14 protein-coding genes are annotated in these 13,954 nt (G+C 59.7%); 9 read left to right on the top strand and 5 right to left on the bottom strand.

From position 1 onward, the window contains the following. The 3 genes from JNL55_RS06545 to JNL55_RS37375 all read right to left on the bottom strand — a co-directional run. A partial coding sequence (locus JNL55_RS06545) for a viroplasmin family protein (protein WP_415923020.1) occupies window positions 1-492 on the bottom strand: 492 nt, incomplete at its 3' end. Between the two features lie 89 nt (window positions 493-581). Then, on the bottom strand, window positions 582-827 hold the full coding sequence (locus tag JNL55_RS06540) for a hypothetical protein (RefSeq protein WP_293850969.1): 246 nt from the start codon (window positions 825-827) through the stop codon (window positions 582-584). Between the two features lie 33 nt (window positions 828-860). Next, window positions 861-977 carry a type II toxin-antitoxin system HigB family toxin gene (locus tag JNL55_RS37375; protein WP_415923019.1) on the bottom strand — a complete coding sequence of 39 codons (117 nt, stop codon included), beginning with the start codon at window positions 975-977 and terminating at the stop codon, window positions 861-863. A 364-nt stretch (window positions 978-1,341) separates the two neighbouring features. Here JNL55_RS37375 and JNL55_RS06535 point away from each other — a divergent pair, with 364 nt between their 5' ends. After that, window positions 1,342-2,067, top strand: a complete 726-nt coding sequence (locus JNL55_RS06535) for a hypothetical protein (RefSeq protein WP_293850967.1) — start codon at window positions 1,342-1,344, stop codon at window positions 2,065-2,067. Between the two features lie 107 nt (window positions 2,068-2,174). Here the strand turns inward: JNL55_RS06535 and JNL55_RS06530 are convergent, their stop codons facing one another. Then, complete coding sequence (locus tag JNL55_RS06530) at window positions 2,175-3,317, bottom strand: DUF6551 family protein (protein ID WP_293850964.1); 1,143 nt, start codon at window positions 3,315-3,317, stop codon at window positions 2,175-2,177. 261 nt (window positions 3,318-3,578) lie between these two features. Between JNL55_RS06530 and JNL55_RS06525 the strand changes: the two genes are divergently transcribed. Then, the gene (locus tag JNL55_RS06525) at window positions 3,579-4,052 is read left to right on the top strand and encodes a hypothetical protein (RefSeq protein WP_293850961.1); all 474 of its coding nucleotides are present in this window, start codon (window positions 3,579-3,581) and stop codon (window positions 4,050-4,052) included. Window positions 4,053-4,071: 19 nt separating this feature from the next. Here the strand turns inward: JNL55_RS06525 and JNL55_RS06520 are convergent, their stop codons facing one another. Next, the gene (locus JNL55_RS06520; RefSeq protein WP_293850958.1) at window positions 4,072-4,689 is read right to left on the bottom strand and encodes a hypothetical protein; all 618 of its coding nucleotides are present in this window, start codon (window positions 4,687-4,689) and stop codon (window positions 4,072-4,074) included. Between the two features lie 90 nt (window positions 4,690-4,779). On the opposite strand from JNL55_RS06520, the gene JNL55_RS06515 reads away from it, so the two are divergent. From JNL55_RS06515 to JNL55_RS06485, 7 genes are all read left to right on the top strand, one after another. Then, on the top strand, window positions 4,780-5,130 hold the full coding sequence (locus JNL55_RS06515) for a hypothetical protein (protein WP_293850955.1): 351 nt from the start codon (window positions 4,780-4,782) through the stop codon (window positions 5,128-5,130). 195 nt (window positions 5,131-5,325) lie between these two features. Next, window positions 5,326-5,808: a sigma-70 family RNA polymerase sigma factor gene (locus JNL55_RS06510; protein WP_293850952.1), complete on the top strand. Its 483-nt coding sequence runs from the start codon at window positions 5,326-5,328 to the stop codon at window positions 5,806-5,808. A 20-nt stretch (window positions 5,809-5,828) separates the two neighbouring features. Further along, on the top strand, window positions 5,829-6,773 hold the full coding sequence (locus tag JNL55_RS06505; protein WP_293850949.1) for a FecR domain-containing protein: 945 nt from the start codon (window positions 5,829-5,831) through the stop codon (window positions 6,771-6,773). An 80-nt stretch (window positions 6,774-6,853) separates the two neighbouring features. After that, entirely contained in the window at window positions 6,854-9,400 is a 2,547-nt protein-coding gene (locus tag JNL55_RS06500) for a TonB-dependent siderophore receptor (protein ID WP_293850946.1), read from the top strand. Continuing rightward, window positions 9,400-10,911: a serine hydrolase domain-containing protein gene (locus JNL55_RS06495; protein WP_293850943.1), complete on the top strand. Its 1,512-nt coding sequence runs from the start codon at window positions 9,400-9,402 to the stop codon at window positions 10,909-10,911. The genes JNL55_RS06500 and JNL55_RS06495 overlap by 1 nt, the downstream gene beginning before the upstream one ends. Further along, a complete protein-coding gene (locus JNL55_RS06490; protein WP_293850940.1) occupies window positions 10,901-13,030 on the top strand; it encodes a S9 family peptidase in 2,130 nt (709 codons plus the stop codon). The genes JNL55_RS06495 and JNL55_RS06490 overlap by 11 nt, the downstream gene beginning before the upstream one ends. 80 nt (window positions 13,031-13,110) lie before the next feature. Beyond that, the coding region (locus JNL55_RS06485) for a serine hydrolase domain-containing protein (RefSeq protein ID WP_293850937.1) at window positions 13,111-13,954 on the top strand (844 nt) is incomplete at its 3' end.

Below are 13,954 nucleotides of genomic sequence, written 5' to 3'. Positions count from 1 at the left end.
CTTTTCCCAACCCGCGGCCCACTTCGAGATGCAGTTGATCGCGTAGGTGGAATCGCAAAGGATCTGCACCGTCAAGCCGTCGTCGATGGCGGTTTCCGCCATGGTCAACGCGCGATGCAACGCATTGAGCTCGGCGGTGTTGTTGGTGCCGGCCGGATTGTGGAGACCGAACCAGAGCTGCGTCAGCTTGCCACTGCGATACACCGCAAGCCCAGATCCCGCCCGGCCAGGATTGGGATTGCACGCGCCATCGCAGTAGATCTGCAAATCGAACTCAGTTGGCTCGGCCTCAGATGAATCGGCCTGCGCCTGCTCGCTGGTCTTCTTTGGCGCCCGCTTCACGAACGTAGCCCTCGGCGCTCCGCCCGCAAAAGCCTGCTCCGCCTCCGCGCGCGTCGGGAACGACTTGTATCGCGCGCCCGCGAATTTATCGACCTGCCGATGCGTGGTGGGCCAGTCCGTGAAAACTCCGGTCTTCCGTCCCGCCCACACTACATAGAATTTCTGTGCCAAAGCCGCGCCTTCGTTCGATCGGATGATCGGCGGGGGAGTTTAGTGCATACGCCACCGAAGACGGAGCATTAGTTCTGCGGCAGGCCGCGGCCGTCACGCGAAATCCCGTGCTGATCCATCAAGTAAGCGAGCAGATCGGGAAGCGATGGTGCGCGTCGGGGCCATCGCGACCGCTCATATGCTTCAGTCAGATAAGCCTGAGCCACCATCCGTGCCTGGTCCGATGGGTCCTTCGAGTCCATTAGCTTCTCGATCAGCGCCTTGGCCTGTGCGTGATCCGCATCGTTCTGAATGACGATCAATATGGTCTTCATTACACAGTCTCCGCGTTAACCTTGTCGTATTGGTCAGGCGAGCCGAAAAACCGAATCATCAACACGCCATAGCCGATAGTCGTTGCCCTTGATGTTGAACAACACCCGGCCACCCTTGAGAATGCTCGCCTTAGGGTGCGCCTTCTTCACGTCCTCTGGTCTTTTCCATTGCGCTTTCTCCGCAATGGCTCTCCAGGCATCGTACTGCGCGCGCCGCCTTGATCCCACGATGGCCGGCCCGCGCCGCGAAATAACGTTCTACGACGTCGGTGCCGATGGCACAAGTCCGCAATCTATGCGGGGCGACTCAGTCGGCTTCAATAGATATGGTCAGTCGTAGATTGATGAATGGAGCATCAACCTGTCAGGAGGAGCAATGGTTAGGTTCAAAGAGATCTGGGCGCTTGTCACTACCGTCGTCGCGGGAGGTGCCGTAGCCATCGGTAGCTTATGTTTGCTCTATGAATGTGTCGTAACGGGCTCGTACCCTGAGGACCTAACCCTTGGTCAAGGAATGGCTCTCACCTTTCTGTTCATCGGATTGTCGTTAGTCTGTGCTGCGTATTGGGCAGGTGTGACTTCGATGGGCCTAGTCTTGATGCGATGGCCGATGGAGGCGCTGAGTTTCTTCCGCGACAAAGCACCCCCGCATGCGGTGGCCTACCTCGCTGCCGACTTTCGAGTTATGTGGTCATTTCCGATCTGGGTGATGGCCGCTCTTGCGATCATAGTATCGGTACTCTTCGACTGGAGCTGGCAGCGTTTGGTGATCTACAGCTGTATCGTTGTGACACAGGGATTCATTGGCGGGATGTTGTTGATGATCCGACGTCGCCGCCAGTTCGATGACACTGGAATTCACCTGTCCAAGCTTGCAGTGAGGCACCCTGAGCACAATCCGCAAAGGCTTCGCAAGGTGACCCACATGATCTTCGTGTTCTGGGCCGTCGCTCCATTTGTCTTCGGGCAGAATCAGAGTGGTTTTGTTCGCGCGGCTTTCAAGGTCGCACAGGTGCGCAAGGATCATGCAGTTGTGCATCTGGCGCGGCCCTGGGATAGTCGACTGTCGGGCGCGGGATTGACTCAGGGGGAAAGCTTTCTCGGTCCCGGTTACGTAAGGTTTGACGATGTCACTGTTCGTATGCGGGGGCTTGGTGTTCGCGTCGTGCTCGAAGTTCCATCCGGAAAGCCAGAGCCTAGATTTGTCAGTGTGCCAAAGCAGCTCATTGAAATCGAGTAGGCAGCCGCGCTCTACGCGGCGAGGGATGTGTTGCGCTACGTGTCGGTCCCGGACGGATGGATCATCGATCCATCCGTCCGCACCGGCGGCAGACGTACCGCTTCAGTTTATGAGTGCCGCGGATCGGCGGTCGCTTCGCGAGACTGCTCATAGGCGGCCGCGATGGCCGTGCGAAGCACGGCGAGACGGCTGCCGCCACTTTTTACTCCGGTAGTGACGAGTCCCCACTCCTCGATCCTCTTGCTTCGTAACGCGCGATTGAGGCGATCGGAATCCACCTCTGACCCGGCATTGGAGAGGAACATTGCAAGCGCCCCTAAAATTGCTCCTCCATGGAGCAGTTTCTGATCCGAGAAAACAGCGGACAGATGCTTTAGGCCAGCAGCTGTGTTCTTTGCGCCGAACTTGCGAATCGCGCTTGCGATGCCGGAGGTAAACACGACCTCCCCCGGCGCCAGCGCCGTTTGCGATACTTGGCGAGCTACACGAAAGCCGGCGTCCGTGACGAGTTGCTGAATCTCCAGTGCATCTTCATCCCCGGCGGCGACGGCTGCGTAGAAATCATCCAAGCGACTAATAGGTTTGCGAGCTCGATTGGCGACGATGAACATGCGCGCTTCCTCCTGCATGTTCTTGTATCTGAATAGGCAGCACGGTAGAGAATCGATGTCGTCCCGGTTGCAGGCCGCCAGCCAACGATGCTGACCGTCGATGATTACCAGCTCATCCTCTGCACGTCTGGAGACGACCAGCGGCATACACAGACGCCAGTCGAACTTGGCTGTGATACTAGAGATCAGCCTGCGCGAGGCGTCGTTATCAGTCGATCTCTGGTATGCGGCGTCGACGGATAGTCTGTTCAAGTGTATCCATTCGATGCTGGGGCGAGTGCCGACCGGGGACGGGTATTTTCGTCGATCGTTTGCTGCCAAACGACGCGCTTTCGTGCCGAATTGATGCATCTTGCCTGGGCCGATGGTCATGATTGTCGAGTCCATCTCCAGTTCTATGGATTCCGCCAGCGCGTCTGCGTCCTCGCTCGATCGAACCCAGATGTTGCCGCCGCATTCGACTACGATGTTTCCAGGATGAACGCGGACGAGGCCGGCGTCGGTTGGCAGCGAGAATGTGCCATTCGGTTGAAGATCTCCTGCGAGATTCTCTAGCCAAGTGGGCATTGGTGAATCGTCGTACTTCCAAGCGCGAGTGCCGTCGTTGTGCGTGCGGATGGATTGATTTCTGTGCGACATTACTTTTCCTTCTTCTTAGATTTACGCCGTGATCACGGCGACGAGGAAGATGGCTTTACAGCGTTGGTTCCTCAATAAGACTTCAGGCCGGGGGCTGAATATGAGGTAAATCCCCCAACTCCAATGTGTGGTCCGGGCATTGCTGCCAGCGCCAATCTAAAGGGGCAGTCTCCGTGCCAGGTGGCAGGTCGTGCAAAATGGAGCTTGCGGAACCCGTGGCCAGAATGTGAGAAGATCTTTGCAGATGATTCGAGAGTGGCTATGAGTCAATCGCTTCAGGATCAAGCTAGCGCTTACGTGCGAGTCCTCGCATTGGGTTTTTACGACGGCCCGGAAAGCGGGCTGGTGTTGACGGAATCCGGGCGCGGGGCGAGGTTCGTATCGCTGGGCGACTCGCGCTCGATGCTCAATCGCGCGTTCCAGTTGGAGACGTTGGAGCACGAGTGGCTATCGAAAGTTCGCGCGCTGCCCGAGTATGCAGCCGGATTTCCTTCATCTTGCGTGCTGCTCCCTAAAGACAGCGAAGCACTGAGAAAGTTGGATCAGGAGATAATTGCCTCAGCTGCGACTGGCTGCTACGTCGCGGTAGCTGCGGCGTATCTCAAGCCGATGTATGTCGCACCTGTGACTGCAGATGAGCTCGCGGTGCTACGTCAGTTCGCTGGCTCGCCGAAGGCGTTTCCGGCGGTGCATCGGTTCGTCAAATCATATCGTGAGAAAAGGCGTTCGCTTTAGCCGAGGCTCATGGAAGCGTTCATTGTACGTACCAAGCCTCGATCTGCACTGGTGAAACAGCACGCATCAACTTGATCAAGCTGGCGTTCATTGCGTCGTCGCTAGCGGGTTCCAAATCGTAGTACTCGCTCGCTAGTACAGAACTCAAATTGCCACAGAGATCTCGGCTCTTGCTGGGGTCGGTCTCGGAAAACAGGACCATGGCAGACTTCGCGACATTGGCATTGAATGCCCGTTCCATGTCGGCACGTTGCACGAGGTTGCCGCGTGCCCGAATGCCAACGACCACCGCGCGACGTTTCTCGAGCTCTTCCACGACTGCTTGATTCTTTGCATTCCAATTGGCAAGGGCCTGGCGGTGTTGATCCCGATCGTTCGGGAATCGTTGGTCGCAGGTTTGCACTAGGATGTTCGGCGTACGGCCTTGACCAACGAGGTGCCTGAGCAGTTCCAGATATTTTCGTTGTGCCGGCGAGAAGCGCGACTCGATTTCGATAATTGGATTGACGGGGGCGGCGGGCTTCGCTTGGTCCTTGGGGTTGTCCGCTGAGAGGGCACTCGCACTTGGTATCAATGCGGCTGCTAGCATCATGCCAGCAAGGATCACTCTAGGCATTCCGAAGTGCCCCGTGGTCATGCGAGAATCTCTAGCGCTGGCGATAGCTGACATACAAGAACGCCGGCGAGATCCAAAACAGGTTGAGGTTGGAAGCACAAGGAGAGTCCGATGCGAAATCATTTCGCTATGTTTGCAGTGACACTGTCGACGCTTGCATTTGCGGCCTGCGCGAGCGCCGATTGTAGCGCTCTGAGATGCGATAACGTCTATATCGAACAGCTCTATGTCGATTCAGGCGATCTGGGCGGCGGCGATATTTGGGTGCGCACCAGTGGCGCGGAGACTGCGTTGAGTTGTACGGCGAATGGCGGCGTATTGCTGAAGCTCAGTGCCTCCTCGACCTATCGAAAGGACGTCTACGCCTTGTTGATGATGGCGTTCTCGGCCGATAAGCCGGTGAGCATTCGGGTGATGCCGGGCACCGACTGCCCGATCGCCTATGTCACTGTGGATCGCTGATGGCGCTCACGGCGTGTGACTGAGGTCTGCGCCAAAGCAGTGCTGGTTGGACTGCCTCACGAGAACTGTTGGTGCAGGGCTGGGGGCGCTGGCGATCGGGTCAGCGTCTCGCAGCGTATGTATAGACAAAAATGACGGGCCTCGCTATCGTCGGGCGAAACGGACTGCTTAACTAACTGGCAAAGTCCCGAAGTCATGAGTGTCGATTCGGTCGAGCAAATATACCGAGAGCATCACGGTTGGTTGCATCGCTGGCTGCGTGGCAAGCTGGGCTTCTCCGATGAGGCGGCTGACATCGCGCATGATGTTTTCGTCCGACTGCTTCATTCACGCAATACCGAGGCACTGCGTGAGCCGCGTGCTTATCTGCGGATCATGGCTCGTGGTCTGCTGATCGATCACTATCGTCGCAGCGACCTGATGCGTGCCTGGCAGCAGACCTTGGCAGCCTTGCCGGAAGCTGAAGCGCCGTCGGCCGAGGCGCAAGTCTCCATCCTGCAAACGCTGATGCGTATCGACGCACTCCTGGATGATTTGCCGGCGGGCGCGCGCGATGCGTTCATGCTGTCGCAATTGCATGGCATGACTTACGCCGATATCGCCACCCATCTCGGCGTCTCGCTGATCACGGTCAAGCGCCATATGCTCAAAGCATTCCAGGCCTGTCTGGCCGCCTGAGACAACCGACGGATCTCATCATGGATAACTCCGCCGTCATTCATCCGCAGCTACTCAATGAGGCCGCCGAATGGCTGGTCCAGATGCAGTCGGGCGTCGCCACGGCGGAAGATCACGAGGCGCTCAGGCGCTGGTGTGAGCGCAGCGAGCAGCATCGGCAGGCCTGGCAACGCGCCGAGGCGATGCTCCATGACTTGAAACAGCTCCCGTCGGGATTGGCACAGGAAACGCTGGGTCGGCGTCGCCAGTTGGGACGACGGCGCGTCTTGCGAGGAATGTTGACGGTGACCGTGGCGGGCACGACGGGATGGGTGTTGCGCGAGCAACAGTCGGCAGATCTGCGGACATCGGTGGGGCAGCATCAGGCCATAGTGCTGCCGGATGGCAGTGCGCTGACGCTCGGTACCGCCACTGCCGTGGATCTGAAATTCGGCGACCGCTCGCGGCAGCTGAGCCTGCGCTCGGGCGAACTCATGGTGACAGTGGCTGCCGATCCGATGCGTCCATTTCGGGTCACCACGCGACATGGCAGCATCCAGTCGCTGGGCACTCGTTTCAGCGTACGAGAGGATGATGGCGCCACGCGGGTCGCGGTGGTCGAGCACGCCGTCAGTGTGCAGCCCGAGTCGCAGCAGAGCGGCGGGGCGTTGATCCTGAGGGCTGGAGAGCAGACGACGTTCACCAAGCGTGCAATCGCCGCCGTGCAGCCGGCCGATAGCACGACTTTTGCTTGGACCAAGGGCATGCTCATCGTCGACGAGTGGCGCTTGCAGGACGTGCTCGATGAACTGGCGCGCTATCGGCCAGGCATCATCCGGTGTGCGCAGGACGTAGCCGATCTGCGCATCTCGGGCATTTTTTCCTTGCTCGATACCCAAAGCAGCTTGAACCTGCTGGCCGCGAGCTTTCCGTTGACGGTGCGATCGCTGAGCCGCTATTGGGTGATGGTCGAAGCCCGCGGATGAATTTCATCTCGGGGTGATACTTTTTCGCGGCTGGTTCGGCATCAGCAGTGTACCTTCCACAATGGGTCGCTGTAACAACTATGCCTGCCTCTTCTCTGGCCAATTCTGTCTCGGAACTCCTGGCGTCGCGTCGTCCGAACACTGCAGTGCTGCCACGAGTGTTGCTGTGCCTGTCGGTTGCAACCTTCGCTCCGTACCTGCCGGCGGCGGCTCAGTCCGATAACAAACAAAGTTGGACCATTCCGGCGGGGCCGCTGGGCCGAGCGCTCTCGGTCTTCGCGGTGGACAGCGGTGTGCCGCTGTCCTTCGATCCACTGTTGGTGAAGGGACGCACCACCAACGGTTTGACCGGGGAATATACGGTGCAGGAAGGCTTCAAGCGCCTGCTCGAAGGCACAGCATTGGTCGCTGTTCAGCAGACCACCGGTGGCTATGTGCTCCGAGCACTGTCAACGTCGCCCCGTAGCGAGAGACGGTCGGACACGCCGAGCGGAGTACAGCGCAGCGATGTGGACGGCAGTGCCGACTCCGTCGAGAGAATCACCGTACTCGGTCAGTTGATCGCGCCGATGGAGATGGGACGAGGTGTGGCCTCGCTGCGAGAGATTCCGCAGTCCATCACCGTCATGAGCAGTCAACAGATCGAAGAGCAGAACATCACCGATCTGAGGGAGGCGCTGGCGAGAATTGCCGGCGTCACCGTGCAGACCAGCTCGCTCGGTCGTCCCGTGTTCTACTCGCGCGGCTTCCAGATCAACAGCGTGCAGCTGGATGGCAGCTTTCCAGTGGATGCGACCGCGCTGGGCTATAACAACGATTTCGATATGGCGCAGTACCAACAGGTCGAGCTGTTGCGTGGTGCGGATGGCTTGTTCTCCGGCACCGGCGATCCCGGTGGCGTCGTCAACCTGGTGCGTAAACGTCCGCAGCAGGCTGCGCAAGTGGCGTTCGCGGCCTCCGCCGGCAGTTGGAGCAACCGCCGGGCCGAGCTGGATGTCAGCTTCGAGCCTTCGTATGACGGCCGGTGGCGCAATCGATTCGTCGCGCTGACCCAAGACCGCGATTATTTCTACGATGTCGCGACCATGAAAAAGAACCTGCTGTATGGCATCAGCGAGTTCGACGTCTCCGAGCAATTGATGGTTACCGTGGGCGGCAGTTACGAGGAGCGCAACTCCACGCCATGGTGGAGCGGGTTGCCTCGCTACAGCGACGGCCGCGACCTGCAGCTGCCTCGCAGTACCTTTCTGGGGACCGCCTGGAGTCGTTGGAATTTCAACACCGATGAACTGTTCGGTCGGCTCGACTACAAACTCTCCGAGGGTTGGTCGGTGCGGGCTAATGTGAACCGTTCCAATCAGACCAGCGGAGTGCGTCACGCAAGTTCCAACGGTGCGGTCAATCCAGTCACTGGCGCTGGGCCGACGCTCGGCAGTTCGCATGCTGCTTACGTCAATGTGCAGGAGATCGCGGATGTCAGCATGACCGGCAAGTTCCAGGCGTTCGGTCTCGACCACAGTGTGGTGTTCGGCGCGGACTGGCAACACATCACCCGCCCCAATTACCGTCACTGGTTTGGGCCGTATGCCAACATCGTGCAGCCGGTCGATCCGTTCAACTTCGATCCCAACGCCTACCTGGAACCGGCGCAGAACGGTTACTGGTTCACGTGGCCGAGTTTCTATTCGAAGCAACATGGCGCCTTCGCCGTGGCACGCGTTGCGTTGACGCAGTCGTTGCGGCTGATCGCGGGGCTGCGCTATGGACAGTACGAATATCAGCAGCGCTATTACACCTACAACACGGCCGGCGCCATCGTCGGCGAGACGCGCACGAAGTTCGATGACGCGAAGACCACGCCCTACGGCGGGATTACGTTCGAACTCAATGATGACTGGCTGGTCTACGCAAGCTATTCCTCGACCTACCGGCCGCAGGGAACATTGCTGGCAGGGCCGTTGCCGGGCGCGCCGCTCGATCCGATCGAGGGCACCAACTACGAACTCGGCGTGAAGGGCAGTCTGTTCGCCGGGCGCGTCACCACGTCGGTGGCGCTCTATGACATCAAGCGCAACAACCAGGGTATCCGCGATACCAGTTTGCCCATCGTCGGCGCCTGTTGCTGGCTGCAGGAAGGCGATGTCACCAGCAGGGGCATCGACACGGAGATCCAGGGCGAGCTGCTGCCGGGATGGAATGTATCGGCCGGCTACACGTACAACGACAATGAAAGCAAGGTGTCCGGTGCCGCCTTCAGTTCCGTGACGCCGAAGCATCTGTTTCGTCTGTGGTCTACGACCCAGCTACCGGGACGGCTGTCACGGTTGAGAGTGGGCGGCGGTGTCAACGCGCAGAGTTCCAGCTTCGTGAGCGGCACCGTGACGACCTGGAATGAAACCACCACGCCGTGGACACAGCTCGGCAACGTGCCATTCAGATTCACGCAGGACGCTTACGCTGTGTGGGATGCCCGAGTGGAGTACGACATCAACGACAACTGGGGTGCCGCGCTCAATTTCAACAACCTGTCCGACGAGGTCTACTACCAGACGGTGGGCACCAGTGCTTCGGGCAACTGGTACGGCGAGCCACGCAACTTCACGGTGAGTCTGCGGGGCAAGTTCTGATGTTGCCTTCGGTTGGGACTCGCGCAGGCGTGCTGACGCTCGCCTGCAGTGCCCTGCTGTTCACGATCAGCGCACGCGCCGACAAATTCGACGCGGCCAGATTCGACATGGCACGGGCGCTGATTTACGAACAAATATCAGAGCAGCAGCTCGCTTCGATCGCTGTTGCTGTAGTGAAGGACGGGCGGATTGTTTGGCAACAGGGTTTCGGTTGGGCGGACAAGGAGCGTCGAGTCCCGGCGAGTGAACACACGATGTATTCAATCGCTTCCTTGTCGAAGACGTTCACCAGCACTGCGCTGATGACGCTGGTGCAGGCCGGCAAGGTCGATCTGGACCGGCCGGTGAATGATTACCTGGGCGAACTGCAGCTCACGGTTCGCATCGGCGATGAGCGGCAGGTGACAGTGCGTCGTGTGGCTGATCACACCGCCGGGCTGCCGGGCTCGGACCTGAGCTATTACGGCGATGAGCGGCAACACATGTTGCCGCAGGAACTCTCGCTGCGACGTTACGCGCAGGTGATGCGACCGCCGGGCGAGCGCTTCGAGTATTCGAACGTTGGCTACGGGGTACTCGACTATCTGGTGGCGCAGGTGTCCGGTCGCTCGTTTGCCGAAGCCTTGCGGCAGAGTGTGGCGATGCCGTTGGGAATGACACGGACCTCGGTCGACATCGGGCCAGGGTTGCAAGACTACGCAGCAGTGCGCTACGACCTGCTCGGCGAGCCGATTCCGTTCTATCAAAACACCGAGCCGGGCGCGACGGCTGTGTATTCCAGCGCCCACGATCTGGCGCGCCTCGCGTTGTTCTTTCTGAAGAGTCGATTACCGGATCAACAGGCCATCCTCAGCGATGCCAACATCGACGCGATGACGGCCGCGCCCACCTGGATACGGCCGGGCAACGGTTACGCAATCGGGTGGCAGGTGCAGTCGAAAGGCGGCTATCGCGTGCACGGCCATGGAGGTTCGCATTCGGGCGCCAACGCGTTCTTCAATCTGATTCCCGAGCAGCGCGTCGGCGTAGTCCTGCTGTCCAACACCAACAAAGGGCCGCTCGATGCGATCGGCACGGCCATCTTCAAAGCGCTACTGCCGGGTTGGCGAGATGTGCAGACGGATCTCAGCGTCCGTGAGAAGCCGCCGACCGAAGCGTTGCAGCCCGATGCGTCGCTGGTGGGGACCTGGAAGGGCGAAGTAAAAACGCATGAAGGTGCTCGTGCTCTGCGTATGGAGGTGCTGCCGACGGGAGACATTCATCTGCAGCTGGATGATCAGTTGTCGACGCTGCTGAATCAGGCGGCCTTTCGGAACGGTCGTTTGACCGGCCGGAGCTCACTGCAGATCGACACTTCGGATACGCGACGTAGAGCGCATGACACCGACATCACTTTGCAGTGGCGCGATGGTGTGCTCAATGGTTACGTCCATGCCAATGCGAAAGACAGTCGGCGCGGCTGGTGGATCTATTCGTTGCCGCATTGGGTCGAGCTGCGTCGTGAGCAGTAAATCACTCGTGATGTCGTGGATGCGACCGGTGTTGGTGATGTTGCTTCTCGGCGCTGGAGCGGCAGCGCCGGCGGCAACCTCATTCACGCTCGAACAAGTCAGAGACTATGCATTCTCGACCAGCTTGGTGGCGGCGTCGCAAGGCTCGCAGGTGGCTTGGCTCGTCAACCATCAGGGGCTGCGTAATGTATGGGTTGCGAGCGCTCCGCACTTCGCAGCTCGACAATTGACTGCGTACAGCAAGGATGACGGTCAGGAACTCACCAGTCTGTCGCTGTCACCTGATGGGAAGTTCGCGGTGTATGTGCGCGGCGGCGAACATGGAGGAAATTGGGATCGCGGCTCGCCTGCCGACCCGCTGTCGATGCCTGTCGGAACCAAGGTCGAAATCTGGAGCGCGGCGCTCGCGGATGGCACAGTTCGATTGCTGAGTGAAGGTGATTATCCAGTCATCGCGCCCGACAGTAGTCGCGTGCTGTTCCAGAAGGACGGCGCGTTCTGGATCGTGCCCATCGATGGCTCGGTGGCGGCGAGAAAGTTGTTCAGTGCGCGCGGCCGGCTAGGCTCGCCTGCCTGGTCCGCCGATGGCAGTCGTCTCGCGTTCGTGTCATCACGTGACAGTCATGCACTGATCGGCATCTATCGCGATGACTCAACGCCGATATTGTGGCTCGCTCCGTCGGTGGCGCGTGATAGTTCGCCGCGCTGGTCTGCAGATGGGCAACGAATCGCGTTCGTGCGCCATCCGGGACGCGGCGGCGCGCCTGCTCCGCGCTTGGAGTTCGAGCCAGAGCCTTGGTCGATTTGGGTGGCCGATGTCCGCACCGGCCAAGCTGTGCAACGCTGGAGTAGCGGCGCGGGTCTGCGCGATTCGTATCCCGGAGAGCCTTATCTGGAATGGGCCGAAGGGGATCGCCTCGTGTTCCGTTCCTATGCTGATGGTTGGCAGCATCTGTATTCCTTGCCGTCGAACGGCGGTGCGCCAACGCAACTGACTCGCGGCAACTACATGGTCGATGACGTGGCGTTGTCGCCGGATCGTCGCCGCTTGGTATTCAGCGCCAATACCGGAATGCAGCCGGATGACCTGGAGCGTCGGCATCTGTTCAGTGTTTCGGTGGAAGGCCGTGATCCTGTGCAACTCACGGCAGGCACGGGTCTGGAGTGGGCTCCAGCTCATACCCGCGCCGGTGAGCTGTTGTTTCTAAGTGCAACGGCGCAGCGGCCGCCGGTGTTGGCGACGACGAGCCATCAAGGACGCGGCGTTCGTTTGCTGGCGCCGGAACTTGTGCCGGTCGACTATCCCGTGACGCAGTTGGTCGTGCCGACGTCGGTGAGTTTCGCGGCAGCCGACGGGAAAACCGTGCATGGCCAGCTGTTCGAACCCAAACAAGCAACGAGTGGAAAACGGCCGGCGATCGTCTACGTTCACGGCGGGCCGCAACGACAAATGCTGCTTGGGTGGAACGCCCGCGCCTCGTACAGCAACTACTATGCGGTCAATCAGTATCTAGCTAGCCGCGGCTACGTTGTGTTGTCCGTCAACTATCGGCTCGGCCCGGGCTATGGTCACGACCTGCACTTTCCTGCAAACGCCGGTGTGCGTGGTGCTTCGGAGTATCAGGATGTCCAAGCTGCCGCTCGCTTTTTGCAAGCGCGTGGTGATGTCGACCGCATTGGTATCTATGGCGGCTCCTACGGCGGATACCTGACGGGCCTCGCGCTGGCTCGCGACTCGGAACTGTTTGCTGCGGGCGTCAACATCCACGGCGTGCATGACTGGACGTTGGTGTATCACGCCGATCTCTTCAATCGTGCGCAATATGAGATGCCACCAGATACGCAGCGTGCACTGGATGTGGGCTGGCAATCCTCGCCGGTCTCCGCAGTCGACACGTGGCGTTCACCAGTGCTGTTCATCCACGGCGACGACGATCGCAACATCGGCCTGAGCCAGACCGTCGACCTGACGCGACGTTTGGACAAGGTCGGCGTGCGTTACCAGACACTGGTGTTGGTCGATGAGACACACGCCATCCTGCGTCACGCCAATGCGCTGGCCATGAATCGCGCCACCGTGGATTTCTTCGACCGCCAACTACGCCGGGCGCGGCAATGAAACGTTGCTACCGAATGCCGGACCGCCGCGGTGGTTCAGTTCGCGTTGAGTCTTTTCCGATCCTCGTTGAGTACACACGCATGAGTCAGCTGACGCGTTTGGTTACCCGTTGTACGCCGCTGTTGCACCGATGGCTGCTGGCACTGACGTTGTTGCTGGCCGCCGCTGTGTCGAACGCTTCGACCGATCCGTTGGCGGGCATCGACGAGCAGGTCGAGCGCGTCATGGCAGAACTGCAGATTCCGGGCGCGGCGCTGGGCGTCATCGTCGACGGCAAAGTGATATTGGCGCGAGGCTATGGACGACGAGAGGTCGGCAGTGCGTCGCGCGTAACTGCGGACACAGTGTTCTCCATTGCATCCATGTCGAAATCCTTCACCTCGGCGGTCCTGGCGACGCTGGTGGAGGAGGGCAAGCTCGACTGGGACAGGCCGGTCCGCCAGTATCTGCCGCAGTTCGAGATGTATGATCCGGCAGTTACGCAGCAGCTCACAGCTCGTGATCTGTTGACTCATCGAACGGGCATGCCTCGTCATGACTTCCTGCGGTTCAGCACTCATCTGCAGCCCGCAGAGTTGGTGGCTCGTCTACGCTACCTGCCACCCAATCGTCCGTTCCGTGATGGCTACCAGTACAGCAACATCATGTATGCGGTGGCAGGGTATGTGGCGGGCGAAGTCGCTGGAACGAATTGGAATGAACTGGTCCGAGTACGGTTGTTCGAGCCGCTGGCCATGCACAACTCCACGACCAGTGTGACTGAATCTTTGCGGCGCGCGGATCATGCGATTCCGCACCTGCGCGAACAGGGCAAGGTCAGAACGATACCGTTCTACGATCATATGAAGTTTGGTGTCGCGCCCGGTGGCGCCATCGGCTCGAGCGCCAATGACATGCTCAAGTACCTGCAGCTGTACTTGAATG

The sequence above is a fragment of the Steroidobacter sp. genome, assembly GCF_016790065.1.
GTDB lineage: Bacteria > Pseudomonadota > Gammaproteobacteria > Steroidobacterales > Steroidobacteraceae > Steroidobacter.
The sequence above is the reverse complement of the archived record's forward strand: the minus strand, read 5'-3'. Positions and strand labels throughout refer to the sequence as shown.

Bases quoted from the DNA above. Each gene is read 5' to 3' on its own strand.
- JNL55_RS06540 (WP_293850969.1), bottom strand. From the start codon at position 827: ATGAAGACCATATTGATCGTCATTCAGAACGATGCGGATCACGCACAG.
- JNL55_RS06535 (WP_293850967.1), top strand. From the start codon at position 1,342: ATGGCTCTCACCTTTCTGTTCATCGGATTGTCGTTAGTCTGTGCTGCG.
- JNL55_RS06530 (WP_293850964.1), bottom strand. From the start codon at position 3,317: ATGTCGCACAGAAATCAATCCATCCGCACGCACAACGACGGCACTCGC.
- JNL55_RS06525 (WP_293850961.1), top strand. From the start codon at position 3,579: ATGAGTCAATCGCTTCAGGATCAAGCTAGCGCTTACGTGCGAGTCCTC.
- JNL55_RS06520 (WP_293850958.1), bottom strand. From the start codon at position 4,689: ATGACCACGGGGCACTTCGGAATGCCTAGAGTGATCCTTGCTGGCATG.
- JNL55_RS06515 (WP_293850955.1), top strand. From the start codon at position 4,780: ATGCGAAATCATTTCGCTATGTTTGCAGTGACACTGTCGACGCTTGCA.
- JNL55_RS06510 (WP_293850952.1), top strand. From the start codon at position 5,326: ATGAGTGTCGATTCGGTCGAGCAAATATACCGAGAGCATCACGGTTGG.
- JNL55_RS06505 (WP_293850949.1), top strand. From the start codon at position 5,829: ATGGATAACTCCGCCGTCATTCATCCGCAGCTACTCAATGAGGCCGCC.
- JNL55_RS06500 (WP_293850946.1), top strand. From the start codon at position 6,854: ATGCCTGCCTCTTCTCTGGCCAATTCTGTCTCGGAACTCCTGGCGTCG.
- JNL55_RS06495 (WP_293850943.1), top strand. From the start codon at position 9,400: ATGTTGCCTTCGGTTGGGACTCGCGCAGGCGTGCTGACGCTCGCCTGC.